The organism is Paenibacillus sp. FSL R5-0701 (assembly GCF_037973995.1).
In the GTDB taxonomy this organism is placed as follows: Bacteria; Bacillota; Bacilli; order Paenibacillales; family Paenibacillaceae; genus Paenibacillus.
On the sequence record NZ_CP150230.1, the window covers coordinates 5528373 to 5554820 of the forward strand.

Sequence of the window (26448 nt, forward strand, 5' to 3'; positions counted from 1 at the left end):
CAAATGTTCACATAAAAAACCAATGAAGGGAAGCGCTTAGCAGCTTCCCGAATCTGTAACCTGTCCTGGGCGAGGCACGTCCGCACGCAAATAGGAAGCGGATGCCGGCGGAAAAATCTCCGGTGCAGGTGCAACTGTCTCCTCTGCAAGCTTCGTTTGTTCCATCTGTTGTGATTCCGGAACCCAGGCAAACACTTCACGGAATACATCCTCTACGGTATCTACCGGGATAACGCGCAAGCCATCCAGATTCTCAAAAATGGACTGCCAGTTCTCCGCGGGAATAATAACGGTCTTCGCTCCTGCCTGAAAGGCAGCCTCCACCTTGGCTAGCACGCCACCAATAGGCTTAACCCGACCATGAATACTGACCTCGCCAGTCATCGCTGTCTCATGATCCACAGGGCGTCCCTGAATCGCTGATGTAATGGCAGTCGCCATGGCAATCCCGGCGGATGGACCATCAATAGGTGTCCCACCTGGGAAATTCACGTGTAAATCGTAATCATTCGGACGAATCCCCATGGCTTTTAATACGGTTAACACATTTTCAACCGAGCCTTTGGCCATACTTTTTCGCCGGAGTGTACGCGAACCGCCTCCAATCTCTTCTTCATCCACAACGCCTGTAATGTTGATTCGGCCTTGATCTTTAAGAGCCGGAACAGCAGACACTTCGATCTCCAAAATGGTTCCCATATTCGGTCCGTATACCGCCAAGCCGTTAACAAACCCCACCTGCGGCTGTGTAGGGACCTTCCGATCAGGCCGTGGCTGAATCTGGCTGCTACCCGCCACCCACTCCACATCAGACGCCTGAAGCGTCTCACGCTTCTCTGTCAGCGCAAGTCCAGCAGCCAGCTGGATGATATTAACCGCTTCGCGTCCGTTGGTTGCATATCGCTTGACCACATCAACGGCATCCGGACATGGACTGAACCCTATTTTCTGAACAGCATCCTCTGCAATTCGCCCAATCTCCTCAGGCAACAAAGGACGGAAATAAACTTCCATGCAGCGTGAACGCAAAGCTGGTGGCAGTTCATGAGGCGAACGAGTCGTTGCTCCAACAAGGCGGAAATCGGCCGGAAGGCCATTTTGAAAAATATCGTGGATATAAGCAGGAGTATGCGTGTCTTCCGAGTTATAGTACGCACTCTCCAAAAACACCTTGCGATCCTCCAATACTTTCAACAGCTTATTCATCTGAATCGAATGTAATTCACCAATTTCATCAATAAAAAGCATTCCCCCATGCGCTTTTGTCACAGCGCCCGGTTTGGGTTGGGGAATACCAGCAACGCCCATAGCTCCTGCTCCCTGATATATCGGATCATGAACCGAACCAATTAAGGGGTCCGCTATACCACGTTCATCAAAACGGGCTGTTGTTGCATCCAGCTCCGTGAATTTCGCATCTGGCTTGAAAGGAGAAGATGGATTCTTCTTGGCCTCTTCCAACACAACCCTTGCGGCAGCTGTCTTCCCGACTCCGGGTGGGCCATAAATGATAACATGTTGCGGATTCGCACTGCATAATGCAGCTTTAAGGGCACGCAACCCATCTTTTTGCCCAACAATATCATTAATGGTAGCTGGACGCGTCTTCTCCGACAGCGGTTTGGTGAGTGAGATCGAACGCAGCTTGCGCAGCTTCTCCAGTTCCTTGCGAGATTCACGCTCAACGGCACTGCGGTTCGTTTTCTGGCCACGCAGCAGGTTCCAGAAATACAAACCAATCACCACTCCAAAAAATAACTGAATCAACATGATGACCATACCAAATTCCATGTCTTCACATCCTCCTATTTTGTCGCTATTCTCATATGAGATCATGCTAATACTTGGTAGTATAGCCTTTTCAACGCGACGTAAACGGGTGATGCGGAATTTGTATGCGAGAAAATAAAAAGCCCGCCATTGCTGGCGAGCTTTTGTTGTAACAAGATATGAATCAATCAGTGCGAACGACCAGGAATAACCCCTGTCTCTTCGTAGGCTTCGACGATTTTGTCGATCTCTTTTTTTAATTCCTCAACCATGATTTCTTCAGGTACTTTACGAATCATCTTGCCGTGACGGAACAAGAGACCTTCTCCACGAGCACCGGCTATGCCGATATCCGCTTCTTTGGCCTCACCTGGACCATTAACCGCACAACCCAATACCGATACTTTAATCGGCACCTTCAGTTTGGAGATATACGCTTCCACTTCGTTGGCAATGGAGAACAGGTCGATATCCAATCGTCCACACGTTGGGCAGGAGATCAATGTAGCTGCATTTGTAATGAGTCCAAATGTTTTGAGCAGATCACGAGCGACCTTAATTTCTTCTACCGGGTCCGCACTCAGTGAGATCCGCATCGTAGAACCAATACCCATGGACAATAAGGCTCCCATACCTGCGGAGCTTTTGATCGTACCGGAGAACAGTGTACCTGCTTCGGTAATCCCGAGATGCAACGGATACGGAATGATTTGAGCTGCTTTGGTATATGCCTCAATCGCCATCGGCACATCCGATGCTTTGAGTGACACGATGATATCATGGAAATCAAGCTCTTCCAAAATACCAATGTGATACAATGCACTTTCTACCATAGCATCTGCCGTAGGATACCCATACTTCTCAAGGAGATGGTTTTCCAAAGACCCCGCATTTACTCCAATCCGAATCGGAATACCACGGTCTTTACAAGCCTTAACCACTTCTTCCACTTTCGCACGTTTACCGATGTTACCTGGATTAATCCGAACTTTATCGATGCCGTTCTCAATCGCAAGCAAAGCCAGCTTATAGTTGAAATGAATGTCCGCTACGAGCGGTATATGAATGCGTTTCTTGATTTCCTTGATGGCTGCGGCAGCTTCCTCATTATTCACCGTTACACGTACCACTTGGCAACCCGCTTCTTCCAGTCGCAGAATCTCTGCAACCGTTGCTTCAACGTCTGCCGTTTTGGTTGTACACATACTTTGGATAATGACTTCGTTACTGCCACCGATCGTTACGTTTCCCACTTTCACGGGACGTGTATCCTGTCTTAAATACATGAGTGATTTCTCTCCCCACAACGTCAAAGCTCCACCCTGACAGAGACATGAATTCGCCTTCTGCCAAAGTGGAGAACTGACAAGTCTATATTTCAGAGTTCAACGGGATTCAGGCCTTTATTAGGCGCTCTCTTCCTGCTTATCGTCCTTTGATTGGCTTAGTTCAGGCACGACTCTTTTCTCAACAACTTCTTCGGTAATGACACAGTTCGTAACATCATCACGTGAAGGCACTTCATACATGATTTCAAGCATGATACCTTCAATGATGGCACGTAATCCACGTGCACCTGTGTTACGTTTAATTGCTTCTTTTGCAATCGCAAGCAATGCAGCTGGTTCAAATACCAGATTCACATTATCCAGCTCGAGCAGTTTTTGGTACTGTTTGGTAAGCGCGTTTTTTGGTTCGGAAAGAATCCGTACCAGCGTATCTTCATCCAATGGCTCCAAAGTGGAGATGACTGGCAGACGGCCTACAAATTCCGGAATCAGACCAAATTTCAGCAAATCTTCCGGCAATACCATACCCAGGTATTCACCTGGTTTCAGATCTTTTTGCTCAGAAACGGTATTAAAGCCAATGACTTTTTTACCGATCCGGCGTTTGATCATTTGCTCCAGACCATCAAAGGCACCGCCGCAAATGAACAGGATGTTCGTTGTATCGATCTGAATGAATTCTTGATGAGGGTGTTTACGACCACCTTGTGGTGGTACAGAAGCCACAGTTCCTTCAAGAATTTTCAAGAGAGCCTGTTGCACACCTTCGCCCGATACATCACGAGTAATGGATGGGTTTTCGGATTTACGCGCTACTTTATCAATCTCATCGATATAAATAATGCCACGCTCTGCTTTTTCCACATCATAATCAGCAGCTTGAATCAGTTTGAGCAGGATGTTCTCTACATCCTCACCTACATAACCCGCTTCTGTTAATGACGTAGCATCCGCAATAGCAAAAGGAACATTCAAAATTTTTGCCATCGTTTGCGCAAGCAACGTTTTACCAGAACCTGTTGGTCCTAACAGCAAAATGTTACTCTTTGACAATTCAACGTCTTCAATTTTGCTTTGTGTGTTGATCCGTTTGTAGTGATTATACACCGCAACAGACAATGACTTCTTCGCTTGCTCCTGTCCAATAACATATTGATCCAGGATATTACGAATTTCTTTTGGTTTTGGAATATCTTTGAGGTCTACTTCTTCGTCATGACCGAGTTCTTCCTCAACGATTTCGGTGCAAAGTTCGATACATTCATCACAAATGTACACGCCTGGTCCAGCGACCAACTTACGCACCTGCTCCTGAGATTTACCGCAAAAAGAGCATTTCAGTTGCCCTTTCTCATCGTTAAATTTAAACATGAAACCACCCCTTTAGGAATTGATCGGTCTACTGAGCACCTGGTCAATAATGCCGTACGTCTTAGCCTCTTCAGCGCTCATGAAGAAGTCACGGTCTGTATCCCGCTCAATTTTCTCAAGAGACTGACCCGTACGATCGACGTATATTTGATTCAGTTTCTGACGTGTTTTAATAATCCATTCTGCGTGTATCTTAATATCCGCAGCCTGTCCTTGAATGCCGCCAAGCGGCTGATGAATCATTACTTCGCTATTTGTCAGCGCATATCTCTTGCCAGGTGCACCGGCTGTCAGCAATAACGAGCCCATGCTTGCTGCCATCCCAACGCAAATGGTAGATACATCCGGCTTGATAAATTGCATCGTATCGTATATACCCATCCCTGCGGTGACAGAACCACCAGGTGAGTTAATGTACAAGCTGATATCCTTCTCAGGATCGTCGGCTGCCAAAAACAAAAGCTGTGCTATGACAAGATTGGCTACATCGTCATCAATCGCACTGGTTAGAAAGATAATGCGATCTTTCAGCAAACGTGAATATATATCGTAAGACCGCTCGCCTCGATTGGTTTGTTCTATAACCATTGGCACCAGACTCATGAGACCAACCTCTTTTCTACATGTAATTAGACATAGGCCACCTGTAAAGCAAACCCAAATTCATTCTAACACTTTCCTGTGACAATGTCATTTTTCACAAGAAGGGTCAGACATCCGTTTGTTTACTTTTTTAGCCTGATCATATTTAACCATGTTTTCTATGTATGTGCAAATTGAAGCCATCCTATGCCGTATTGCCTTTTTTTATTTGCATGAAGTACATAGGTATGTAAAAAGTGTACAGGGATCAATAAAATTAGTGTTCATCCATATAATTACTTCATTTTCTATAAAATGGATGTCATAATTTAAAAATAAGGCACGCAATAATTCACGTGCCTTATCGTTTATTCAACTGACAAGTTGATAACAGCTTGTCTTATTTTTCGTCAGCTTCTGCAACAACTTCTTCAGCTGGAGCTTCAACCGGTTCAACAACTGTGCTGTTCTCAACAAGAACGTCAATCGTTTTACGCAGTTTAACTTCATCGCGAAGGCTGTCCAGGGAACCATTACCTTCGAGGATGCCACGGATCTCATCAGTAGGACGCTTGTAAGATTCAGCCATTTTCTCGAGTTCTTGATTCACTTCTTCGTCAGATACTTCAATGTTTTCCGCTTTACCTACAGCTTCAAGCACCAGGTTGTTGCGAACACGTTTGGAAGCATCTTCTTGCATTTGTCCTCTCAGGTCAGCTTGAGTCTGGCCAGAGAAGCTCAGGAACATTTCAAGGTTCATACCTTGGTTACGCAAACGGTTATCGAAATCGCGCATCATGTTTTGTACTTCGCTCTCAACCATTGCAGCAGGAATGTCCACTTCAGCGTTCTCAGCCACTTTTTCTACAACTGCATTTTCTTGTGCAGCTTTGGCTTCGTCAGCTTTACGGGATTCCAATTGTGTTTTCAGGTCAGCTTTGTACTCTTCAAGAGTGTCGAATTCGCTAACATCTTTAGCAAACTCATCATCCAATGCAGGAAGCTGTTTGCGTTTGATTTCGTGAATTTTCACTTTAAATACCGCTTGTTTGCCAGCAAGTTCTGCTGCATGGTAGCTCTCTGGGAAAGTCACTTCTACGTCTTTGAAGTCACCTGTGGACAGACCCACAACTTGTTCTTCAAATCCAGGAATGAATGTGTTGGAACCCAGTTCCAGGGAATAACGCTCAGCTTGTCCACCTTCGAAAGGTACACCATCAACGGAACCATCGAAGTCGATTACTGCAACGTCGCCGTTAGCAGCGGAACCTTCATCGATTACAACGAGTTCAGCGTGACGTTGTTGAAGACGCTCAAGTTCTTCAGTCACTTCTGCTTCAGTTACTTCACCTTTTGCTACAGCAACTTCGATTCCTTTGTACTCACCAAGAGTAACTTCAGGTTTCACAGTTACTTTTGCTTTGAACTTGAAAGTTTGTCCTTTAGCGAATTGTTCAACATCTACGTCAGGACGATCAACCGGGAAGATATCCGTTTGGTCGATTGCTTCTGTATAAGCTTCAGGAAGCAAAATGTCGATTGCTTCTTGATAAAGGCTCTCTACACCAAAACGTGCTTCGAAGATGGAACGTGGTACTTTACCTTTACGGAATCCAGGTACGTTTGCTTGTTTAACCACTTTATTAAAAGCTTTGTCGAGTGCTGCAGTTACACGATCTGCATCCACTTCAACCTCAAGAACCCCAAGGTTCTTCTCTATCTTTTCCCAAGTTGCTTTCATTGTATACTTTCCCCTCCAAAATTCACATGTTCACGTAGACAATCACGTACAAAATAACCATTTTAGTATAAACAAGATTAGATTCTTTTTCAAGGGGAATCCCTTGATACGGTTTAAGGAAAACGTTTCCGGCCTCTATTAGCCATCCAATCCGGCAGATACAAACTGCTTCATGGAACGATAAGCCTGCTCCAGCCGAAAGCGCATTGCCCCTGTCACAGCATACATTGAGCGAGTATTTTCCTCATCATGCGAGCCACCCAGACTGTCTGCAACGGTCATATGTAGAGCTGCTGCCCATATATCTGTCATGGAATCATTTTCTTCCAACATGGATACATAATCACGAGTTCCATACACGGCCATGACATATTGTATCCATAACTCCTGAGCAAAATAAAAGAGCGTAGGTTCATGAACCTCCGTCTGATCTGCCACTCGTTCCAAAATCTGAACGATCTGGAGCGGGAATTCCTCTGGTTTAAGAGGCACGGTATCAATCTCGACTTCAACCTGCTCTTCGCCTCTCGTAAACAGGATCATACCTTGAACGCCTCGGCGACGCAAGGTTTGCAGCACCCGAAATTGAAGCAAAGGGTGAAGTGACTTCTCTTTTAACCAACTCGTAAGTGCCTCATCAATCTTCGGCAGATCAAGATAGGCCAGCTGCTCCAAAGCCAGCATTGTCTGTTCAGACAGCGGCTCTTCCATGACTGTGCGAAGCATCTTATCTGCATAGCCATCATCCTGTTCAAGCTTCATTCGGGCATGCTGTCGTGCCATGTCCTCCTCACTAATCTCTTCTTCCTCTTCTCGTTCTTCAAGAACGGCAGGCGAGGTTTCTTCATATTGAGGAAACGCAGCCTGAAGCCATTCGAGCAGGGCCCGCCATTCATCGTAGTGGCGCTCTTCCTGTCCCTGACATTGCAGCAAAAAGTGAAGCAATTTCATCGCTTCACCATACCGTTCATTTTCAAGCATAACTGTCAATTGAATCTGGTAATAGTCCAGCGTCTTAGGAAACAGCACAATATTGTTGTTATGCTCGGTTTCCGGGGTCGTGGATTCCTTAATGGGAGCACCTCCTCTATATCCTGAATCTCCAGTTGGCAACAACCTAAATAGATATATATTAAAACGATTGTTGATCTATTTTTTTGAGTTCTCCTGATATTCTAACATAACCTTAAATATAATGAAAAAAACGTTACTGCCGCCAAATATCATATACGAAAAACAGTTTAAAATAAAATGCTTGATATTCCTGTATGCATATGATAAAATCAATTTTGCTTGAAAAAATCATGTCTCAGTAGCTCAGCTGGATAGAGCAACGCCCTTCTAAGGCGTCGGTCGGGGGTTCGAATCCCTCCTGGGACGTATTAAAAAGAAGCTTCCTTCGGGAAGCTTTTTTTGCGTTCTGGGGATGAGAACCCCAATGGTTCGTCGGAGCATTCGCTTCGTTAGCACCACTTCGCAGTCTCGACTGCAAGGAGAGTATCCCTCCTGGGACGTATTAAAAGAAAACTTCCTTTGGGAAGTTTTTTTTGCGTTCTGGGGATGAGAACCCCAATGGTTCGTCGGAGCATTCGCTTCGTTACGTGCTCTATGTCACTGCATTGGAGGGCCCGCATTTGATCACTCTATAAGCAACAGGTGTCAGTATAACGAACATAGGACACTTTATTTGCTCCAAATTCAGCATCATGGAATTTTAACGAATCTTAGTGAGCTTATTTCACCATTCTGGGGTATTAACTCACTTATTTGCACTTCATAGCCTGATTAACGTCGCTGAGGTTCGTTAGAATCTGAAAATAGCGGTTTTACCCATTATAAGACCTCGTGGATTCGTTAGAGTTCACAGGTTAGTCAAGGCACCCACGGTCCATTGGGTGTTTTTTCATTTCATTGCTCAATATTGACATAGAATGTTATGCTTACGGAGTGGATTATGTAACAATCCATACATATTAACTTCTTAGGACACAGGAGATTTTATCAATGTCATCATCAATACAGCAACACTCATCTATCCATACCGAGGAAGAACATTCTTCAACATCCAAAAGATTCGGCCTGTTGTTAGCAGGCATTATCGTCATCGCCGCTACCATGAGGTCACCGATTACAGCAACCGGACCTGTAGTGGAGATGATCCGCTCAGATACAGGTATCGGCCATACAATGGTCGGGCTTCTGACCTCACTTCCTTTGCTCGCCTTTGCAGCAGTCTCCCCCTTTGCACCACGTCTTGCCAAACGGTTAGGACTCGAATCTGCTCTGCTATTGGCTGTCATGATTGTAACCATTGGGGTGGCCCTACGCTTGTTGCCTTCCGTTCTCTCCTTATATGCTGGAACCGCAATTTTGGGGTGCGGCATTGCATTAAGCAACGTGCTTTTGCCAAGTTTGATCAAACGCGATTTCCCATTGCGAGTAGGTATCGTCACCGGATTATACTCTGTATCCATGAACATATTTGGCGCCATTGCCTCAGGTGTGAGTGTGCCCGTAGCAGGAGCCACATCTATAGGTTGGCGTGCTTCGTTAGCCATGTGGGCCTTGTTGTCCATATTGGCGCTTCTCTTGTGGCTCCCCCAGATCGCCGCAGGACGTCAGCGAATGTTATTCATAGCCACTCAGAGTGAAGGGACGCCTGTACGTCTACGGACCTCTTCTCTGGCCTGGTTCATTACTTTATTTATGGGTCTGCAATCTCTAATATTCTATACAACGATTACCTGGCTTCCCGAGATTCTCGCTGAGCAAGGATTCAGCCCCACCTCAGCAGGGTGGATGCTCTCCCTAATGCAGATGGTTAGTGTACCAGCTACCTTTATCGTTCCAATCCTCGCCGGCCGAACGCGAGATCAGCGTGTTCTAACCGCGATAACGTGCTCTTCTTTAATTATCGGGTATGCTTTATTGTTAAGTGGCATCGCTTCGCTCGTTACCATTGGTGTCACGTTGGCAGGAATAGGTGCTGGAGCTTCATTTGGAATGGTAACCATGTTCTTCGTCCTTCGCACAAAAGATGCCAGACAAGCTGCCAGCCTGTCCGGTATGGCCCAGTCCTTCGGATATATGCTTGCGGCAGTGGGACCTCTACTGTTCGGCATGCTTCATGACTGGACAAAAGGATGGACCCTGCCGTTACTAATACAGGTCATTCTGGCCATCGCTTTGTTAATCGCAGGGATTCAGGCCAGCAAAAATAGAATGATCGGTTAGTCATACATTTCATTTATAAAAAACAAAACGGCCTCCATCCTGCAAATCAGGATGGAGGCCGTTTATGCATAGAACAATTCCTTCATTAATTTAATCAATTTTAATCAATTTCAATGAGGGATGAACTTACTTCACTTTTACCTTAATCGTGTCTGTGCTGGTCACTCCAGCTGCGTTAATTAACTCTGCCCGATACGTATACGTGCCCGATGCTTTCCCGGACAGTGTAGTCACAGCACTTTGCGCATTAGGTGTAGCCGAACGGAGTTCTTGCGTATCGATCAACTTATCATTTTCATAGAGACGATACTCTGTAGCGTTGGTCCCCCACCACAGGTTCATGGTCACCTTATAATGGCCGTCGCCATCCCAGTTATCGTGAGAAAGAACCGCTTTGCCTGGCGTTGCGTTGGTAACCCGAACAGTCAATGTCTGACTCCGCGTTGTTCCCTTGTCGTTGGTCAGCTCAGCCACGTACGTATACGTGCCATTGGCTTTGCCCGTGATCTTCGTCTGAGCAAACTGCGCCCAAGGTGCGTTGTAAGTCAGCTTCTGCGTATCAATCAAAACCCCGTCCTCATATAACTTGTAGCTAGTTCCGTTCTCACCCCACCACAGGTTCATGGTAACGATATACGAGCCCTCTGGCAGGCCGTTGCCTACCCAGTTATTGTGAGACAACACAGGCGTACCTGGGGCCTTGGTTGCCGGAGTTTCAGGTTCAGTCTCCACGGCTTCCAATTTCAGTGCCGTATTGGCTGTGCCCGCAAGCCCCTGTTGGTCTTTTACTGTAAGTTCAACAGCATACTCACCGGCTACAATCCCCTCCAAAGGAAGGCTGAAGCTGCCATCAGCTTGTACTTCAAAGACTCCTTCTTTATAAACCGAACCATCCTCTTTTTTCACAACATACGTTGCTTCCAGGGAAGCGGCCGGATCAAACGTGATGTCCCATCCGCTGGCAAGCGCAGGAGCTACACGGAAGTACAAGTCTTCCACGCTACCATTAAGAACAACAGGCTCATCCTCTCTGAACTCCAACGCTTCTGGTGCAGTTACAGCCGGAGCTGTCTTTTTCACCAAAAATGGCGAAGTGTCTTCCTTATAGGTTTTGCCGTCTGTACCAATAGTAGTGATGTCTACCGTATATAAACCATCCGGAATCTCAGTCACTTCATCGGTTGTGTAATCTGCATATGAGCCGTCCCAAGCAAGGTTGTATCTTGCATTGGCATTGAAGTTAAAATAGTTACCAAAGATGGAGCCGATATAACCATCTTGATAATATCCACCTTCCGGATTAAGACCATCATAGATCTCAATCAGGGCAAATGTCATTGGATTATAGAATTCCATCGCTACATTAAGGGTATCCAACGTACCATCAGCCTTCAATGGATAGTGGAATGGATTTTTCTCAGTGCCTTTTACGGTTTCAATATATTTAACCCCGCTCAACGTAACGTTGAAATGAGCAACATATGGCACAGTAAAAGTATTGGTTCCGTTTGAGAATTCAATGTATCCTTGTGCTTCTGTAGTTGCAGTAACCCCTCGTGGAACGGTGATTGTTACTGCAAGTTCTTCTTCACCATTCAGTGTGAAGGAACTCTTGTCTACCGCAACGGATACACCAGCGACATTACGAGTTGGATTCACATTTACGGTGTAATCCCCTCCACTACCATTAAGCGCTTCAACTTTAATCGTTTTGGTAATCGTCTTTTCATCTGTGCTCAGGAAATTACCGTAGTTGATACTTCCCGTGATATTCTCCTTCTCAACAACAGAGCCACTTTCTGTGTATTGAGTTACATCAAGCACTTTGACAAAAGCAGCAGGATCTATGGTATTTACAGCCTGAATACGGCCAGCACCTTGATCAAATACATCAAACTTGGTTGTATCCAGCACCTTACTATTGTTCATCAGTGCAACTTTGATATCAAATGGTGTCCATTCCGGATGTTTCTCGATCAGCAGCGCAATCAAACCAGCTACATGAGGTGTAGCCATACTTGTACCTGATTTACGATCATAAGCTTGTGCATAATCTGCGTCCGGCTCATCCTTGCCGTAGGCAGGAATCGTAGACAAAATGCTTGTACCTGGTGCAACAATATCCGGTTTGATGTCCAGTGTGACCTTTGCAGGTCCACGTGAACTGGATGAATTCATTTCATCGCCCGGAGTTTGGGAACGTTCAAAATCACTAAAGCTCACTTCAACGGCTTGGCCTGCGTCCAGCTCAGCCTTGATCACATCTCCATCTTCCTTGGACATGCTCAGTGTTGGAATGAGTTCAAAGTTATCGCCCAGACTTACACCGATTGGGCCGGGAATGTTGTTATATACAATAACAGCCAAGGCTCCAGCCGCTTTAGCATTGGCGATTTTCTCTACAAATGCGATTTCACCACGCTGTATTAATGCCACTTTACCTGTAAAATCCTTGCCTTCAAAATCAGTTGGCTTACCCAGTGCTGCAAATTCAAGTCCATATTTGCCTGTCAAAACAGTTTCAGGGTCTGCAGACAGGCTCCATCCCATCAGATCCAGACGGTAAACCGACTCTGTAACAGCCAGTGGAGCTTCAGTCGGAGCAATTACAGACTCTTCTTCCACAGGAGCAGCTTCAGGAGAAGCTTCAACCGGTGCAGAAGGTGATACAGATGGAGTATTTTCAGTATTTTCTTCTGTTGTAACTTCTTCTACATTCGGAACTTCAGCTTCGTTAGAAACTGTGTCCTCCACAGCTGCTGCACTTTCCTCATCAGCAGTTGCAGGTACACCTTGCTCCGAACCTTCTGGCTCTTCTGTTCCAGGTGCCGTACCCAGTTCAGGAGATTGTTCAACCTCTGGCACCGGTTGTTGTTCAGGTTGTGCCTCTTCGCCTTCCTCACCAATCCAGAAGTGGGTATCGGCTGTAATCACCTGGCTAGGTCCTGTAGAGTTACCTACTGTAATGGCCATTGCAGACGCACCCGGAGAACCGAGTGTATAACGGTTGGGACCACTGTTACCACTTGCAGCAACCGCTGTCACGCCAGACAGCATGGCATTGTTCAGGGCAACTGAAGTAATATAACTCGGATCGTTGGCGGCGTTACCTAACGAGAGATTAATTACGTCCATGCCATCTTGAACAGAACGATCAATTCCGCCGAGTACCCATGAGGTTTGACCACTACCATACGGTCCAAGTACACGGTAAGCATAGATATCTGCTTCAGGAGCCACACCAACAATACCGTAGTCCCCCGCCTCGCGAGCAGCAACGGTACCCGCTACGTGCGTACCGTGGGAGGTATAATAGGCGCTTCCAGTATCATTGAACTCAGGTTCACCCGAAGCTTTCCATTCTTGATATGTCGCTTCATACGGATCATTGTCGTTTCCAACAAAGTCCCATCCGCCTTTGTAAGCTTCCTGCAAATTAGGATGTTCATAGTCAATCCCTGTATCGATGACGCCGACTTTAATGCCATTTCCTTTGTAACCCAGATCCCATACTTCAGGTGCACCAATAAAAGGCGCTGTGTCTTTCATATACGGGTTCACTTCATCTGTCTCAGGCGCTATTGTAACTTCAAGGTCAGGATATACGCTGACCACGCCAGGTATTTGAAGCAATTGTCCCACCTGGTTTCCTTTAAGTTCAATTGCTACACCATTCAGGGCATATGCATATTCTTCCAATACTTCATGTTTGATTTTCTTCTGAGTGAGGCTATGTACAAATGACTGTTGTTGTTGCTCAACTTGAGTCACAGCCTTTGTTTCCATAGAGGAGGTAAAAGATTTTCCAGAGAGGGTTGATTCACCTTGCGCTACTGCAACAGGTTTATTGGAAAGCTCAACGATCACTCGGGTGTTCTCTCCACCCAGACCTTCCAAGCTTTTATCCAAAAATGGATCTGCGGCAAGTTTTGCTTCCCGTCCTGCAAGAATCTCTCTCCATTGTTTGGCTTCGGCTGTACTGGGTAAGTTGTCAAGCTGAATAACTGAATCTACGGGAGCGGCTCCAGCCGCGGGGAGAATAATGGAAAAGACCATCAGAACACTTAATAACGTGGATATCAATCGTTTACTCAAGGCTTAGCCCCTCCTTTTAAATGTGAATACCTCACCAAATGATGGGTTCCTGCTGTTTGTGCGTACTGCAATACACACTCCAATTTCACCGCCTATCTGCAAGAAGGATTGACCCTTGGTAAATTATTCTATCAAAATACCACATTTTCCTTCTAAATACTTACAAATATGATATAGAAATTACTTATATGGGTCTTGAGTATGATAAAATTACCCATTTGTAATTATTTGTCGTTTGAATATTCCACTTTTAAAATAATGCATCAAAAAAACCAAGAGCCTCTTTATCCGAAAGAGATTCCTGGTGTATAGGTGAAGCGTGGTTAGCATATAAAGGAATTGCGATAATTCGTTTAACATCGATAAAATTGCTACACATCACAAAATTCTACTTTATTCTGACTTCACGGCTTCAATACGCAGGCGCTTGTAATCGGCATACATCGCATCATCTTTCCAAAGGTGAGACATCACGATCTGACTGGTTTCATGGCATATTTGTTGTATCTCTTCATGATTGAGACCTTCAAAATAGTCCCCTCCAAAATGAGTCAACCAGCCTACTATACCTTGCTCACCATCTTCCAATCTGGTAGGACGGTCATAGTGATAGGCATGACGCACCACAAATCCACGTTGCTCTAAAATATGGCTATATTCTCCGATCGAAGGAAAATACCAAGGATTGCGTTCCGATGCACGAATACCCGTGTTTCGCTCCATAACCTGCTCTAATGCATTCACAATGGTCTGCACGTTCCCTTTACCACCGAATTCTGCTACAAAACGCCCTCCGGGCTTCAAAGATTTCCATATACTATCCACCACTAGTCGTGGGCTTCGCATCCAGTGCAGGGCTGCATTGGAGAAAACGGCATCATACAGTCTATTCGTCTCAAACTGATGACCGTCTCCTTCCACAAACTCAAGTTCAGGGAATTTCTCCCTCGCACGGCGAGTCATGTCTGGCGAAGCGTCCATGCCAATAACTTCAGCTTCGGTCAGAGAAATTTCATGTGTCAAATCCCCCGTCCCGCAACCCAGATCAAGAATGTATTCCCCTTTTTGGGGTTGAAGCCAAGAGATCAGATTTTTGCCGTATCCGGACACAAAAGCCAGTTTGTTGTCATACTCATCTGCTTGCCATTTATTTAATGATTTCATGAATACCACCGTCGCTTTCGTTATTGATATTCTCATTGTGGCATAGAATTGTTATTCTTTAAATATATAAATTCTATATTGTTTATAGGTATAACCAATAAGAGTGCTAACGAAGCGGATGATTCTACGAACTATTAGGTGTTCTCCTCCGTTGAACGAAAAACAAGAAGCTTCCCGAAGGAAGCTTCTTGTTTTTTTACGTCCCAGGAGGGATTCGAACCCCCGACCGACGCCTTAGAAGGGCGTTGCTCTATCCAGCTGAGCTACTGAGACAAATATGTATAATAAATTTTCGGCGCGGTTCTTATTATACTCTGTTTTCTATATTTTTCAATAGTTTTATAAAAAAATTAATAATTACACTTATAACTGTACTTTTCCGTGTTATTATCATACTCCAGTACCCTTCGGAATATGATAGCTTGAACCGGGCTATATTGAGGAGATGGGTACTACTTGAGCAGGATTTACTTCAGACATTTTCAATGTCAGGAATGCTGGGTAATCTTTTGCATACATACATTTCAATGATCCATTGAAGGAGAGAATCGTCATGAGACAGCTTTTATCAGCCCTATCCTATTTCAGTATTTTCTTTGCTCCGTTCCTGTTTCCGATCATTATATGGATTGTCGCCAAGGATGATTACATTGAGGGACATGCAAAACGTGCCTTATTCTCACATGTATTCCCCTTTCTCGCTGCCATTCCGTTATTTTATTTCTTCGTAACTGCGCATAGTCTGGGTTCCGCCGTTGGGTTTGTCATTCTATTCTTTGTGATTTACGGATTAAGTTTTGTGTACAACGTGGTCAAAGGGATTCAAGTACTGCGCGAGTATGCTTGATCAACATACCCACCTATTCTGACCATCGCATAACAAAACCCGCCGTTCAACAACGGCGGGTTTTTCCAGTTACAGATGCTGTCACAGCAACTGGCAACAGCAACAGATCACATCTACGTATAACTCAACATCGAACTCTACTCCGCTAACACCACATGTATTGCTGGAGCGTTACCTGTTAAGCCTGCCCAATCAGATAGCGCTGAAGTGTTGGACCAAGCAAACCAAAGGCAAACAGTTCACTTTGAAACCGAGCTTTATCTTCTTCGGCAGTAATGCCTTCGCTGTTCTCAAAGGCGGTTTCTGTCGCCTCTTCAAATGCGGTATGCATATTATTGTTATACCAGTCGATCGCCGAATCGGAGTGATTACGTACAATTCGAACAACTTCCAGCGAATTTCCGGGCTGAGTGGAGGCCACGTATACAAGTAATGACGGGTCTCCGGCATTTCCAGGCTGCACTTCAACCTCTGCACAGGACAACCCATCTACCTCAGTTAATCTGCGTATTTTGGCATCTTGAATGGCATACATTCGTATCGCGCTCCTTTTCCTTTGTGCTTATCATGTACTTTGTTCAATCTGGTATCGCGTCTCTGGTGTACCCAATCGATAAATCTCCCGATACACCTGTTGTAATACCGTTTCATACGCCCGGTTTACGGACTCCTCCGGTGTATCTGGCCATGGGAATACCATGCCAGGAAAGGCCTCTTCCTCCTTTTCCTGCATGAGATTGAGCAGTCCCAGTAATTGCTCCGCTTCCTGTGGTGTTGCCTGAATGATCCATTCATACGATGTTACAGACGGATCCGGAATAACGGAGCGGCCCATGACAGACACATAATACTTCATACTGTCCATTGCATGTTCTCTCCTTCACAGGCATGTTGAGGCCGTTGTCCCTAGAACTAGTTTCCGAAGAGGACAGACATTTTATGCCTGCTTTCGGCATATATTTGTTACGACCTCTGACGAAAAGACAACATTTGCTGGTTGCCAGTAACTAAGCAGCCATACGGATGAATGACTCGACCAAGAAAGGATGAACAAACCATGTGCGGTATTACCGGCTTCATACAGTGGAATCGGGATTTGACCCAGGAATCAGAGCTGCTGGTCCGTATGACGGATAGCTTGTCGAACCGGGGGCCTGACGCTTCAGGTACATGGATCTCCAATCCTTGTGCCTTTGGACATCGGCGTCTTAGTGTAATGGACCCCGAGAACGGCGCACAGCCCATGCATGCGTTACAGGGAGATACCTCCTATACCGTCGTGTATAACGGAGAACTATACAATGCACCCGAGTTGAAAAAGGAATTGCTCCAGCGGGGGCATCAGTTCCGCACGCAATGTGATACGGAAGTGTTGCTCGCCTCTTATATTGAGTGGGGACCGGCATGTGTTGACCGGTTTAACGGTATTTTTGCCTTTGCCATATGGGATGGGGGACGCGAACAGGTTTTTATCGCACGAGATCGCCTTGGCGTGAAACCTCTGTTCTACAGTAATGCCAAAGACACTCTCGTATTTGGTTCAGAGCCCAAAGCTCTACTTATTCACCCTGATGTGGAAGCCGCTGTAGGCCCGGAAGGATTGGCCGAAGTGTTTATCGTAGGGCCTGCACGGACACCAGGACACGGCGTATACTCTTCACTGAGCGAACTCAAGCCCGCGCACGCGCTGATCTATAACCGAAACGGTATCCGAACCTATGCCTACTGGAAACTGGAAAGCCAGAACCACGAACATAACCTGGAAGAGACGGCAGCCGAGGTACGCTCTCTCTTGCAAGATACACTGGAGCGCCAGTTGGCTTCGGATGTTCCAGTATGCTCTCTTTTATCAGGAGGACTGGACTCCAGTGCCTTGTCTGCATTAGCCGTGGATTATTACAACCGGACCGGGCAAGGCCAAATCAGTACGTATTCTGTCGATTATGTGGATAACGCCAAGCATTTCCAGGCGCATTCCTTTCAGCCGGGTGCAGATGGTCCCTGGATTAAGCGAATGGTGGATGAACTCAAGACCGACCATCACTGGATTGAGATTGAGAACGGAGAACTGGTTCATGCACTGACACAGGCCATGCTAGTCAGGGACCTGCCAGGTATGGCAGATGTAGACTCCTCGCTCTATTTGTTCTGTAAAGAAATCAAAAAAGGGGCCACCGTTGCCATCTCAGGCGAAGCAGCGGATGAAGTGTTTGGCGGTTACCCCTGGTTCCATCGAGAAGATATGCTGAACTCCGGTACGTTTCCGTGGTCTGTAGCGCCTGATATGCGAGCAGCATTGTTATCCCCGGATATTCGGGAATGGATTCGGCCACTCGATTATTTGGCAGACCGCTATTCGGATGCAGTGGCTGAAGTGCCTCTGTTGGACGGGGAAACGGGTAAAGCTGCACAAATGCGGGTGATGTCATACCTGAACATTACACGTTTCATGCCTACACTTCTGGATCGCAAAGACCGGATGAGCATGGGGGCAGGACTGGAAGTGCGGGTACCTTACTGTGACCATCGTCTGATCCAGTATGTGTTTAACATCCCTTGGGAAATGAAAATAACGGGCGGACGGGAAAAAGGTATTCTGCGTAAAGCACTCGAAGGTGTCCTTCCTGACGATGTGTTATATCGCAAAAAGAGTCCGTATCCGAAAACACATAATCCACAATATCTGGCCGCGGTCAAACAACAGGTACTTGATATCCTGGATGATCCCACTTCGCCGATTTTGCCTTTGATCGACAAAACTCAGATCCGGAATCTTGCGTCTTCACCAGATGCAGCTTCCAATCTTCCCTGGTTCGGACAGTTAATGTCGGGTCCCCAGTTATTTGCTTATCTGACTCAGATCAATACCTGGTTGCGGACATATAAAGTCGCTATTCGTTAAATCATGTTATGCATTGATTCATCAAGGTGAATTATTTAAGGGTGCCCAAACAGTAACTACTGTGTTTGGACACCCTTTATTACTTTTTTATAAGAATCTCTGTACGTATGCGTTCGTTCTTCATCCACATTCCACTCAGTTCAATTTATTGCACTTTGAAACGACTGACGGTCTGTTGCAACTGTTCTGCCATCAAGGAGAGATCATTGGCTGCGGAAGCAATCTCCTGCATCGCAGACAACTGCTCCTCAGAAGATGCACTCACTTCTTCTGTTCCGGCGGCCCCCGTTTCGGTCACTTCCATGATTGTTTTCATAGACCTATTAATCTGTTCTACCCCTGTTGACATTTGCTCAATTGAAGCAGAGACTTCCTGTGTTTGCCCCGCTACGCCCCCAACCGCCTCACGAATTTCATCAAATGTGGCTCCCGCCTGGTGAACAAGTGTAATCCCCTCTTGAACCTCTGCGGATACAACCACCATAGATTCAGCAGCATTTCGCATTCCCTTCTCAATCGATGCCACCAATGGAACAATTTGATTAGCAGAAAGCGCAGACTGCTCAGACAGCTTCCGAACCTCTGTAGCAACAACCTGAAACCCTCTTCCCTGTTCGCCAGCTCGTGCAGCCTCAATAGCAGCATTAAGGGATAGGAGATTCGTCTGTGCTGATATTTCCGAGATGCTGTCCACCATTTTAACAATATCCTGAGAGTGTCTGCTCAGTTCCTGGATCACGACCGACAGATTCGACACCGTCCCTTGTATAGAATTCATTTGACCTATCGCAGACTGAACTGACTCGCTACCCGATATTGTTTTTACGGAGACTTTGGTAGCTTCTTCAGACATATGGAGTGTGTTCTCCGTAACTTGTTGAAAGCCTGTCGTTAACTCATTCATCGTCTGGAATCCATCACTCGCCATTCGAACCTGTGTATCCATACCTGTTGCAATCTCACCCATTGTGATGCCCACTTGCTCTGTGGCGGTTGCTGTCTGTTCGGTGCTTGCCGTCAACTCCTCTGAAGAGGCAGCTACCCGTTCTGCACTGTCTCCTACCTGATGAATGAGTGTACGCAAATTTGCAGACATGATGTTAAAGGCTTGGGCGAGATCACCAATCTCATCCTTGTTACGGACCACAATAGGCTCACCAGTCAGATCTCCGTCTGCAATCCGGCTCGCGGATTGGGCAATAGCAGCAACAGGCAAGGATATCATTCTGCCAATGACATACGTCACAAGTGCCCCGATTAGAAGAGAAGCCACTCCAATAATTGCAATCCACCTAAGGACCTGCACAATCTGAAGATTAGCCTCCACAACGCCTGAGTTCATGGCATCTTGTTGATGCGTTTCCATACCTTCCACAATGCCTTCAAATTCAGAGATCAGACTTGGGGCTGTATCCTTCAGTAATCTTGAGATTTCACTGTTATTCCCCTGTCTTGTCAATGTCATAATCTGCTGCGCAAGTTCATAATATTGGCTCATCGCTTCATCCGATCGTGAAAGGTAATCTTTCATCTTTGAACTTGAAACTGATGATTTTAATTCTTCATTTAATGCTATGTAATCTTCATAAGCTTTATTAAATGCCTGTTCGTTCTCCGCACTGTCTTCCAGAATATAATTTCTCAAAGCAATCTGCTGTGATTTAAGATCAATCGACATATTTTTAATGAGTAATAGTTTGCTTGTTCTATCATTAATTAATTCTGTATACGTTTTCTCAACGGCTATAAACTGCGTATATGTTATAACCGTTATAGCCACCAATAATAACAGCACAGATGAGAAACCCATAAGTAATTTACGGCTAATTGAGATTTTTTTCATGTGTACTCCCCCGAAAGTTCAGATAACGTGCATGATACTCCTACATCCACCCTCCTTTCAATTAAATTGAGACTTTAGACCCAATTAAAAATATAATTCGCGATTATATGTACAAATACTATTCATAAAAGGGTCTTTTTTCCTATTCATACTAACCCATAAAATATAAAAATTGAATCATAAACTTAAAAATATTATTTTTCAAAATTGTCAAGGCCCTTTTAATAAAGAACACAAACACTAACTCTAGTCCCGTAAAACAAAAAAAACACCTTCCAGAAGGCAAGTCCAAACCAAAGGTCTGATCCTGCCTATACTAAAAGATGCGTTTGAAGTTACGCTGATATGTGGTTTAGAAACGAATAACCCTATTCCAGCTCCCCAGTGGAATAGCTAAATATGAAATGCCGGTCAACGAATCAATACCGGATTACGTTCAAGTAGCCCGCTGCCAAAGGTTTCTCTGAACGGGGAATCCTCCATATGGATATAACCGATGTAACAGCCACATTTTTTCATGCGACAGGGCCGATCCGCTGCCAAAGCCTGCAAACCATCGCGGTACAGATGTCCAATGATACGGCGATCCTTATAACACCTTTTCACATGCCCGGACCCCTGTACATAAAATACTTCCGAACCGGCAGAACATCGTTTGCCCAAGCTTTCATAATCCTGCAGATTACCTTCAAAAAGCGGATCAAGCCCACGTAAAAACTGAATCTCTTCCGGTGTGTAATACTTGGGCCGATCTTTGAAGGCATTGACCCACATATACACATCATCCGGTAAAGCCTGTCTCATCGACTCGATTGCGGGGAAAGCACTACGGAGTCCGACAGTACCGACACTAAAAGCAAGTCCCATCTGACGCAAGGTCAGACATTGTTTAACAAAAGAAGCCTCTTTTGTCTCACGAGGATGATACGTCGCCCAAAAGGCTGCTTTGTTCGCATCCAGCTCTCTCGCCCAATCCAGTTTGACGGACAGGTTGGTTTGAATTGCAACTTTATCCACATGTGGCATATGTGACAGCTCAACCATCGCTTCCCTGTACCACCGACGCACCAAAGCTTCACCATAGGGATTAAAGAAAATCGAAAATTGGTGTCCCTCAACTTCCTGCTCGCTCACCCAATTCACAAATTGACGCAATTGTTGTTCATCCACTTCCAACGTCTCTTTGGAATCCACGGTTTTGCTAAAAGGACAGTAGGGACAGTCGTAATTACAGGAAGACAACTTCCCCCGATAATACAAAGTCGCTCTCATGAGAAAACAAACCCTTCCATCTGTTCACGAATTTCGGCAGATATAAGCCAATCTCCAATCGCATCGGAGTAACCTAGTCCTTCTTCTGTCAGACGCAGCACCTGCTTGTCCTCATCACTCTCCAACTCCGCCATGCCCTCTGTCAACAGTTCAGCCAACCAGGCATAGTCGGACATCACATCGGTACCAAAGCGCTGTTGGTAGTCAGACAACGTCAATCCCTCGCGATGCAGCAAGGCTTTCAGAATAAAGCGCCGTCTCTGTTCCTCACGGCTTAACACGATGCCATAATCCGCCACATCGTAGCGCTCGGTCGCCACATAATCGGCAATGATGCTTTGTGTGGCCTTGTAACTCACGCCATACTTGGAAGCATAATGTACTTCACTCGTATAAGAGCGTGCGCCACATCCCAGACCAACCATGCCCTCCTCCTGACAGCTATAAGGCAGAAGCACTTTGGAGGACGACTGTTCTTTGGCAAATCTGCGCATCGAATATTGCACATAACCTTTACTTTTTAAAGTCTCACGTGCAGCTTTATACAGCTCCATCCGAATGTCAGGTCCCTGACGGCGAATATCATCAGGCTTCACGATTGTATTTTCCCGTGTATACAAGGGATAGATAAAGATCTCGCCCGGTTCGTAGGCCAGAACTCTTTCCAATGAATAGATCCACGATTCCACCGTTTGACCTGGCAAACCATAGATCAGATCCAGATTTAACAACGGGAAATCATACCGAGTAAGCTTCTCAAGCGCTCGTTCGACCTCCTGCGGTTTTTGTGGACGATAGATGGCAGATGCTTCAGCTTCAATAAAACTCTGGATGCCCATACTGATACGATCCACACTTCGTTCCTTCATGATGGCCAGCTTGGCTTCCGTAACGGTATCCGGCGACGTTTCCACCGAAATCGATGCTTGCGCAGGGTCCAGCCCCATCACATGTTCAGCAATTTCAAACAGACGATTTAACTGAACCTCATTTAATAATGTAGGCGTTCCTCCACCAATCGCGAACCGTGAATACGGTTTTCGAGATGTAATAGGTGCCCACTGCTTCGCCTGACGCTCCAGTGCATCCACATAGCGTTCATGTGTATCATCCCGTCGATCCGGCAGTGTGAACAGATTACAGAATCCGCAACGAGCAGCGCAAAAGGGAATGTGCATATATAAAAAATACGTATCGGTATTCTCTCGTTCCCACAGTGGCCCCAACGGTAGTGGTGGGTCAAGCTCCCGATAGGCGGTCTTGTGTGGGTACGAGTATAAGTAAGAACGATAAGGGAATGCCAGTATTTCACTGAGACTTGTAGCTATATTGGATCCGGACTGTGTGGAATGGCCTGTTGTTGTATGTTGTATATGTTTCTCCATCGGTTTCCTCCTGTCTCCGGTTGTTGTCCTCATAAGATCAATACATTCTATACTAAAAATTCACGGTAAGGTACCGTCCACACCACATCATGTGCGAGCCGATGTCCTTGATACCCGTCTTCACCGTAAGCTGTACCATGATCGGAAAAAGCCAGGCAATACGCAGGCCGGGCGCGTTTACTCATCGCCTCGAACAATGGTCCAAGAGCCTCATCTACATATCGAAGTGCAGCCCTTTGAGTTTCCACCGAGTCCTCCTTGGCTCCTTCCACAAAGTAACGATTGGGTCCATGAATGGCAGACACGTTCAAAAACATAAATATCTTTTCATCCGGCGCTGTCTGTTCAAGCAACTTTAATGCATGCTGTACCTGATGCTCTGTTGATTTGGGGTTGGTTACCCCAAAGTTCATTCGCCAGTAGCTCTGTTGGAAATAGCCGGGCAATACTTTCGCAAGCGGGTTTTTTTTCGTAAAAAAGATGACACCGCCAATACAGATGGTACGGTAACCTTCAGCTGCGAACCCGGATACGATATCAGGTGTATCAAACAGCCAGGTGTGTGGATGTGTTTTGAGCCCAGTATTCCGGGAATGAAATAGCCTAACATGAGATGCCTTGTCCGTATTAGCAGGAGTCGGCATAAAACCACCAAAAAAAGCATGGTGTGCTGCATATGTAAAACTGCCCGGGGTATGACGTTTCTCCCACGGACCCGAACCACACAGATTAGGACAATTCTCCTCTTCCAGCTTGGCTACGTCATATCGTAACGTATCCAGCGTAATCATTAACAGATCATGGGAGCCCACAATGGTGTTCATATCAGGCATGTTGAATAGGCTCCTTTCGTAAAAGTTCCATTTCCCACTCATAGGTTCCGAGGCCATGATGCTCAACTCTGTATAACAGATCTCCAAACGGATTCACATCCAGCACATAAGCACGCGGATTCGAACCACTCGTAAGCATCACATCAATCCCGGCTGACCACGAGTTGGGAAATGCAGACATGGCTGCTTGCGCTGCCGTCCTAACCAGCGACATCCGCTGTTCATCCAGCTCTGCTTCAGCAGGCAGCATACGCTCATTGCGCAGATGCAGATTGGTAATCGGGGTACGGCTCAGCCGCATAATCGCGTGACCTGCCTGTCCACCTGCAACCAGTTGGCGAATATCGTAGGCCCGTTGATCAAGTGTGGCTTTGGGCATCCATCGTTCAATCTGTGCACCTTCTGCACATAACCAGTTCATCAGCGTAGCAATCTCTTCACTGCGGGTATACTTGCGTAGACGTCCTTCATTGAAGAAAATCGTCTTGCCCTGCCTCTGTTCCATCCCCAACGTTGTTACAGCGATTTCATCACCCGTTCGGGGATTGACTTGATAGGCAACAACTCCTGAAGCCCCGGAGCCGCACGCAAGCTTCACAAACACACGATGCATCTCGGCAGCCTTCATTGAGCTACGCAGGTCCATATAATTGCGGATTGGCTGCGAAGATGGAAGCGCCGGAGGTACATCAACTCCATGTGAAGATAGATGTTGCTGACATGTTCTCTTGTCAAACATCAATTGGATATCGGCGGGATCATTCATGAATCGGACTTCAGGCCATGTTTCCCGAGACTCACGGCCGATTCGATCCAGACATGTTTTCCAGCCACGGAACCACTGAGCAGGAGCGTAGATTCTTCCCCACTCCTGTTCCAGCGCAAGTGCCTGTTCTGCGGAAAATTCTTCTGCTCCCATTTCACCCGTTAATGTTGTCGGTGACGTATCGTTCACAGCTCCAAGGAACAGTAGGTCACGCTCCACTTCCCACTCCTCACCAGGAGCATCAATCCGAATCAGGGGTACGGGCAGATTGGAATCTACTGTATCAGCGATGGTTCGACCCTGTCTCCAATTCTGGAGCAATTGAGCATATGGCAGTACAACCGCAGGTTTCAAACCCAATCTATGCCTAGCCTCTTGCAGCCCTTGTGTTCGTCGGTTATCAGGGTTTCCGATCAATAAAAAGGGCTGATCTTGCGTTAGATCATACACATCTATTGGCTGGTGCAGTCTTTCATTCATTCCCTTTACACCTGACATCAACTATTCCGTTAAGGATGGATAACGCCAGTCATCCTCATCACTCTGTTGCTGGTCGCTAACATCTACAGAAATACCCGATTGGTTCCAGCGACTGATCATTTCATTGGTCATGTAATGGTAACTTAGATCAAGATGTTTCAGTTTCTTGATCTTGTCACTGGCAAGCAACGCTTCAGCCCCTTCATCGGACAACGTTCCTTGCGATAGATCCAGTACTTCAAGTTGATCCAGAATAGGTGCTTCAGCTGCTGCTTTGGCAATCTCGTCCTGAATTTCACTGTCTTTCAGACCCAAGTAAACCAGCTTTGGAAATAATCCTTTTTCTAACAAAGGGAGTACATCTTCAAGTGATCCATCGAAACCATAATTATCCACACCCAGGTACAGTTCCAGTTTACGCAATTCAGGCAACTTGGCATGGGTGATTGAAGATAACACGTCTTTCGGCAGCCCACCACAAATAATAATCAATTCTTCAAGCTTGGCATGCTGGAGTGGTTCCAGACTGAGGCCGCTACTGCCCATTACAGAGAATGATTTTAATTCTGGAAAGGCACCTAACAGTGGTGTGAGATTTGTCTGGATAATCCACGATACTTCACATTCTTCGAATCCCATATCTCCAATAAACAGTTTCTTCAATGACGGAAAGCTTGGAGCCGACTCGACGAGCGTACCCATGAACTCATCAGGCGAATTTTCATAAGCCTGTCCCCAATCTCCGATGACCAGACTTTCCAATGAGCTGGCTTCCGGTTTAGCCGCCAGTTCTTTAATTAACTTTTCCATACGAATGCCGTCCTCATAATCATCGTAAGATACAACAAGCTTCACTTCTTGCATAAGTGGATCC

19 protein-coding genes and 2 tRNA genes are annotated in these 26448 nt (G+C 46.0%); 4 read left to right on the forward strand and 17 right to left on the reverse strand.

Annotated elements, in window-relative coordinates; translation table 11 throughout:
• Positions 1–36 precede the first annotated feature (36 nt).
• From lonB to MKZ13_RS24465, 6 genes are all read right to left on the reverse strand, one after another.
• Positions 37–1791, reverse strand: coding sequence for an ATP-dependent protease LonB (gene lonB, locus MKZ13_RS24440; RefSeq protein ID WP_221820871.1), 1755 nt, complete (start codon positions 1789–1791; stop codon positions 37–39).
• A gap of 167 nt (positions 1792–1958) precedes the next feature.
• Complete coding sequence (gene ispG / locus MKZ13_RS24445; RefSeq protein WP_339178893.1) at positions 1959–3056, reverse strand: flavodoxin-dependent (E)-4-hydroxy-3-methylbut-2-enyl-diphosphate synthase; 1098 nt, start codon at positions 3054–3056, stop codon at positions 1959–1961.
• Positions 3057–3176: 120 nt separating this feature from the next.
• Positions 3177–4430, reverse strand: a complete 1254-nt coding sequence (gene clpX / locus MKZ13_RS24450) for an ATP-dependent protease ATP-binding subunit ClpX (RefSeq protein WP_076216933.1) — start codon at positions 4428–4430, stop codon at positions 3177–3179.
• Between the two features lie 12 nt (positions 4431–4442).
• Positions 4443–5033, reverse strand: a complete 591-nt coding sequence (gene clpP / locus MKZ13_RS24455) for an ATP-dependent Clp endopeptidase proteolytic subunit ClpP (RefSeq protein ID WP_076216932.1) — start codon at positions 5031–5033, stop codon at positions 4443–4445.
• A 379-nt stretch (positions 5034–5412) separates the two neighbouring features.
• Positions 5413–6753, reverse strand: a complete 1341-nt coding sequence (tig, locus tag MKZ13_RS24460) for a trigger factor (protein ID WP_339178895.1) — start codon at positions 6751–6753, stop codon at positions 5413–5415.
• Between the two features lie 138 nt (positions 6754–6891).
• Positions 6892–7734: a hypothetical protein gene (locus MKZ13_RS24465; RefSeq protein WP_256704391.1), complete on the reverse strand. Its 843-nt coding sequence runs from the start codon at positions 7732–7734 to the stop codon at positions 6892–6894.
• Positions 7735–8059: 325 nt separating this feature from the next.
• Here MKZ13_RS24465 and MKZ13_RS24470 point away from each other — a divergent pair.
• Positions 8060–8133 (forward strand) — tRNA-Arg (locus MKZ13_RS24470).
• A gap of 624 nt (positions 8134–8757) precedes the next feature.
• A complete protein-coding gene (locus tag MKZ13_RS24475; RefSeq protein ID WP_339178897.1) occupies positions 8758–9987 on the forward strand; it encodes an MFS transporter in 1230 nt (409 codons plus the stop codon).
• Positions 9988–10113: 126 nt separating this feature from the next.
• Here MKZ13_RS24475 and MKZ13_RS24480 read toward each other — a convergent pair whose 3' ends face one another.
• From MKZ13_RS24480 to MKZ13_RS24490, 3 genes are all read right to left on the reverse strand, one after another.
• Entirely contained in the window at positions 10114–14082 is a 3969-nt protein-coding gene (locus MKZ13_RS24480) for a S8 family serine peptidase (RefSeq protein WP_339178898.1), read from the reverse strand.
• Between the two features lie 393 nt (positions 14083–14475).
• Positions 14476–15246 carry a methyltransferase domain-containing protein gene (locus MKZ13_RS24485; protein ID WP_339178900.1) on the reverse strand — a complete coding sequence of 257 codons (771 nt, stop codon included), beginning with the start codon at positions 15244–15246 and terminating at the stop codon, positions 14476–14478.
• Between the two features lie 199 nt (positions 15247–15445).
• Positions 15446–15519, reverse strand: a tRNA-Arg gene (locus MKZ13_RS24490).
• Between the two features lie 280 nt (positions 15520–15799).
• On the opposite strand from MKZ13_RS24490, the gene MKZ13_RS24495 reads away from it, so the two are divergent.
• Positions 15800–16093, forward strand: a complete 294-nt coding sequence (locus MKZ13_RS24495; RefSeq protein ID WP_017692583.1) for a DUF4870 domain-containing protein — start codon at positions 15800–15802, stop codon at positions 16091–16093.
• Positions 16094–16271: 178 nt separating this feature from the next.
• Here MKZ13_RS24495 and MKZ13_RS24500 read toward each other — a convergent pair whose 3' ends face one another.
• The gene (locus MKZ13_RS24500) at positions 16272–16628 is read right to left on the reverse strand and encodes a hypothetical protein (RefSeq protein ID WP_145325244.1); all 357 of its coding nucleotides are present in this window, start codon (positions 16626–16628) and stop codon (positions 16272–16274) included.
• Positions 16629–16658: 30 nt separating this feature from the next.
• Entirely contained in the window at positions 16659–16958 is a 300-nt protein-coding gene (locus MKZ13_RS24505; RefSeq protein WP_145325243.1) for a hypothetical protein, read from the reverse strand.
• A gap of 192 nt (positions 16959–17150) precedes the next feature.
• On the opposite strand from MKZ13_RS24505, the gene asnB reads away from it, so the two are divergent.
• Positions 17151–18995: an asparagine synthase (glutamine-hydrolyzing) gene (gene asnB / locus MKZ13_RS24510; RefSeq protein ID WP_221821026.1), complete on the forward strand. Its 1845-nt coding sequence runs from the start codon at positions 17151–17153 to the stop codon at positions 18993–18995.
• Between the two features lie 145 nt (positions 18996–19140).
• Here asnB and MKZ13_RS24515 read toward each other — a convergent pair whose 3' ends face one another.
• The 6 genes from MKZ13_RS24515 to MKZ13_RS24540 all read right to left on the reverse strand — a co-directional run bounded on the left by MKZ13_RS24515 (position 19141) and on the right by MKZ13_RS24540 (position 26438).
• Positions 19141–20838 carry a methyl-accepting chemotaxis protein gene (locus MKZ13_RS24515; protein WP_221820877.1) on the reverse strand — a complete coding sequence of 566 codons (1698 nt, stop codon included), beginning with the start codon at positions 20836–20838 and terminating at the stop codon, positions 19141–19143.
• A 411-nt stretch (positions 20839–21249) separates the two neighbouring features.
• A complete protein-coding gene (locus MKZ13_RS24520; RefSeq protein WP_221820878.1) occupies positions 21250–22110 on the reverse strand; it encodes an STM4011 family radical SAM protein in 861 nt (286 codons plus the stop codon).
• Positions 22107–23495, reverse strand: coding sequence for an STM4012 family radical SAM protein (locus tag MKZ13_RS24525; RefSeq protein WP_339178908.1), 1389 nt, complete (start codon positions 23493–23495; stop codon positions 22107–22109). Before MKZ13_RS24525 ends, MKZ13_RS24520 begins: the two co-directional genes overlap by 4 nt.
• Positions 23496–23542: 47 nt before the next feature.
• A complete protein-coding gene (locus MKZ13_RS24530; RefSeq protein WP_339178910.1) occupies positions 23543–24328 on the reverse strand; it encodes an STM4013/SEN3800 family hydrolase in 786 nt (261 codons plus the stop codon).
• Entirely contained in the window at positions 24321–25574 is a 1254-nt protein-coding gene (locus MKZ13_RS24535; RefSeq protein WP_339178911.1) for an STM4014 family protein, read from the reverse strand. The genes MKZ13_RS24530 and MKZ13_RS24535 overlap by 8 nt, the downstream gene beginning before the upstream one ends.
• A 21-nt stretch (positions 25575–25595) precedes the next feature.
• A complete protein-coding gene (locus MKZ13_RS24540; protein ID WP_339178914.1) occupies positions 25596–26438 on the reverse strand; it encodes an STM4015 family protein in 843 nt (280 codons plus the stop codon).
• Positions 26439–26448: the final 10 nt, after the last annotated feature.

Excerpts from the sequence above, each read along its gene's own strand:
- lonB (WP_221820871.1), bottom strand. The coding sequence starts at position 1,791 with ATGGAATTTGGTATGGTCATCATGTTGATTCAGTTATTTTTTGGAGTG.
- ispG (WP_339178893.1), bottom strand. The coding sequence starts at position 3,056 with ATGTATTTAAGACAGGATACACGTCCCGTGAAAGTGGGAAACGTAACG.
- clpX (WP_076216933.1), bottom strand. The coding sequence starts at position 4,430 with ATGTTTAAATTTAACGATGAGAAAGGGCAACTGAAATGCTCTTTTTGC.
- clpP (WP_076216932.1), bottom strand. The coding sequence starts at position 5,033 with ATGAGTCTGGTGCCAATGGTTATAGAACAAACCAATCGAGGCGAGCGG.
- tig (WP_339178895.1), bottom strand. The coding sequence starts at position 6,753 with ATGAAAGCAACTTGGGAAAAGATAGAGAAGAACCTTGGGGTTCTTGAG.
- MKZ13_RS24465 (WP_256704391.1), bottom strand. The coding sequence starts at position 7,734 with ATGCTTGAAAATGAACGGTATGGTGAAGCGATGAAATTGCTTCACTTT.
- MKZ13_RS24475 (WP_339178897.1), top strand. The coding sequence starts at position 8,758 with ATGTCATCATCAATACAGCAACACTCATCTATCCATACCGAGGAAGAA.
- MKZ13_RS24485 (WP_339178900.1), bottom strand. The coding sequence starts at position 15,246 with ATGAAATCATTAAATAAATGGCAAGCAGATGAGTATGACAACAAACTG.
- MKZ13_RS24495 (WP_017692583.1), top strand. The coding sequence starts at position 15,800 with ATGAGACAGCTTTTATCAGCCCTATCCTATTTCAGTATTTTCTTTGCT.
- MKZ13_RS24500 (WP_145325244.1), bottom strand. The coding sequence starts at position 16,628 with ATGTATGCCATTCAAGATGCCAAAATACGCAGATTAACTGAGGTAGAT.
- MKZ13_RS24505 (WP_145325243.1), bottom strand. The coding sequence starts at position 16,958 with ATGGACAGTATGAAGTATTATGTGTCTGTCATGGGCCGCTCCGTTATT.
- asnB (WP_221821026.1), top strand. The coding sequence starts at position 17,151 with ATGTGCGGTATTACCGGCTTCATACAGTGGAATCGGGATTTGACCCAG.
- MKZ13_RS24515 (WP_221820877.1), bottom strand. The coding sequence starts at position 20,838 with ATGAAAAAAATCTCAATTAGCCGTAAATTACTTATGGGTTTCTCATCT.
- MKZ13_RS24520 (WP_221820878.1), bottom strand. The coding sequence starts at position 22,110 with ATGAGAGCGACTTTGTATTATCGGGGGAAGTTGTCTTCCTGTAATTAC.
- MKZ13_RS24525 (WP_339178908.1), bottom strand. The coding sequence starts at position 23,495 with ATGGAGAAACATATACAACATACAACAACAGGCCATTCCACACAGTCC.
- MKZ13_RS24530 (WP_339178910.1), bottom strand. The coding sequence starts at position 24,328 with ATGCCTGATATGAACACCATTGTGGGCTCCCATGATCTGTTAATGATT.
- MKZ13_RS24535 (WP_339178911.1), bottom strand. The coding sequence starts at position 25,574 with ATGAATGAAAGACTGCACCAGCCAATAGATGTGTATGATCTAACGCAA.
- MKZ13_RS24540 (WP_339178914.1), bottom strand. The coding sequence starts at position 26,438 with ATGCAAGAAGTGAAGCTTGTTGTATCTTACGATGATTATGAGGACGGC.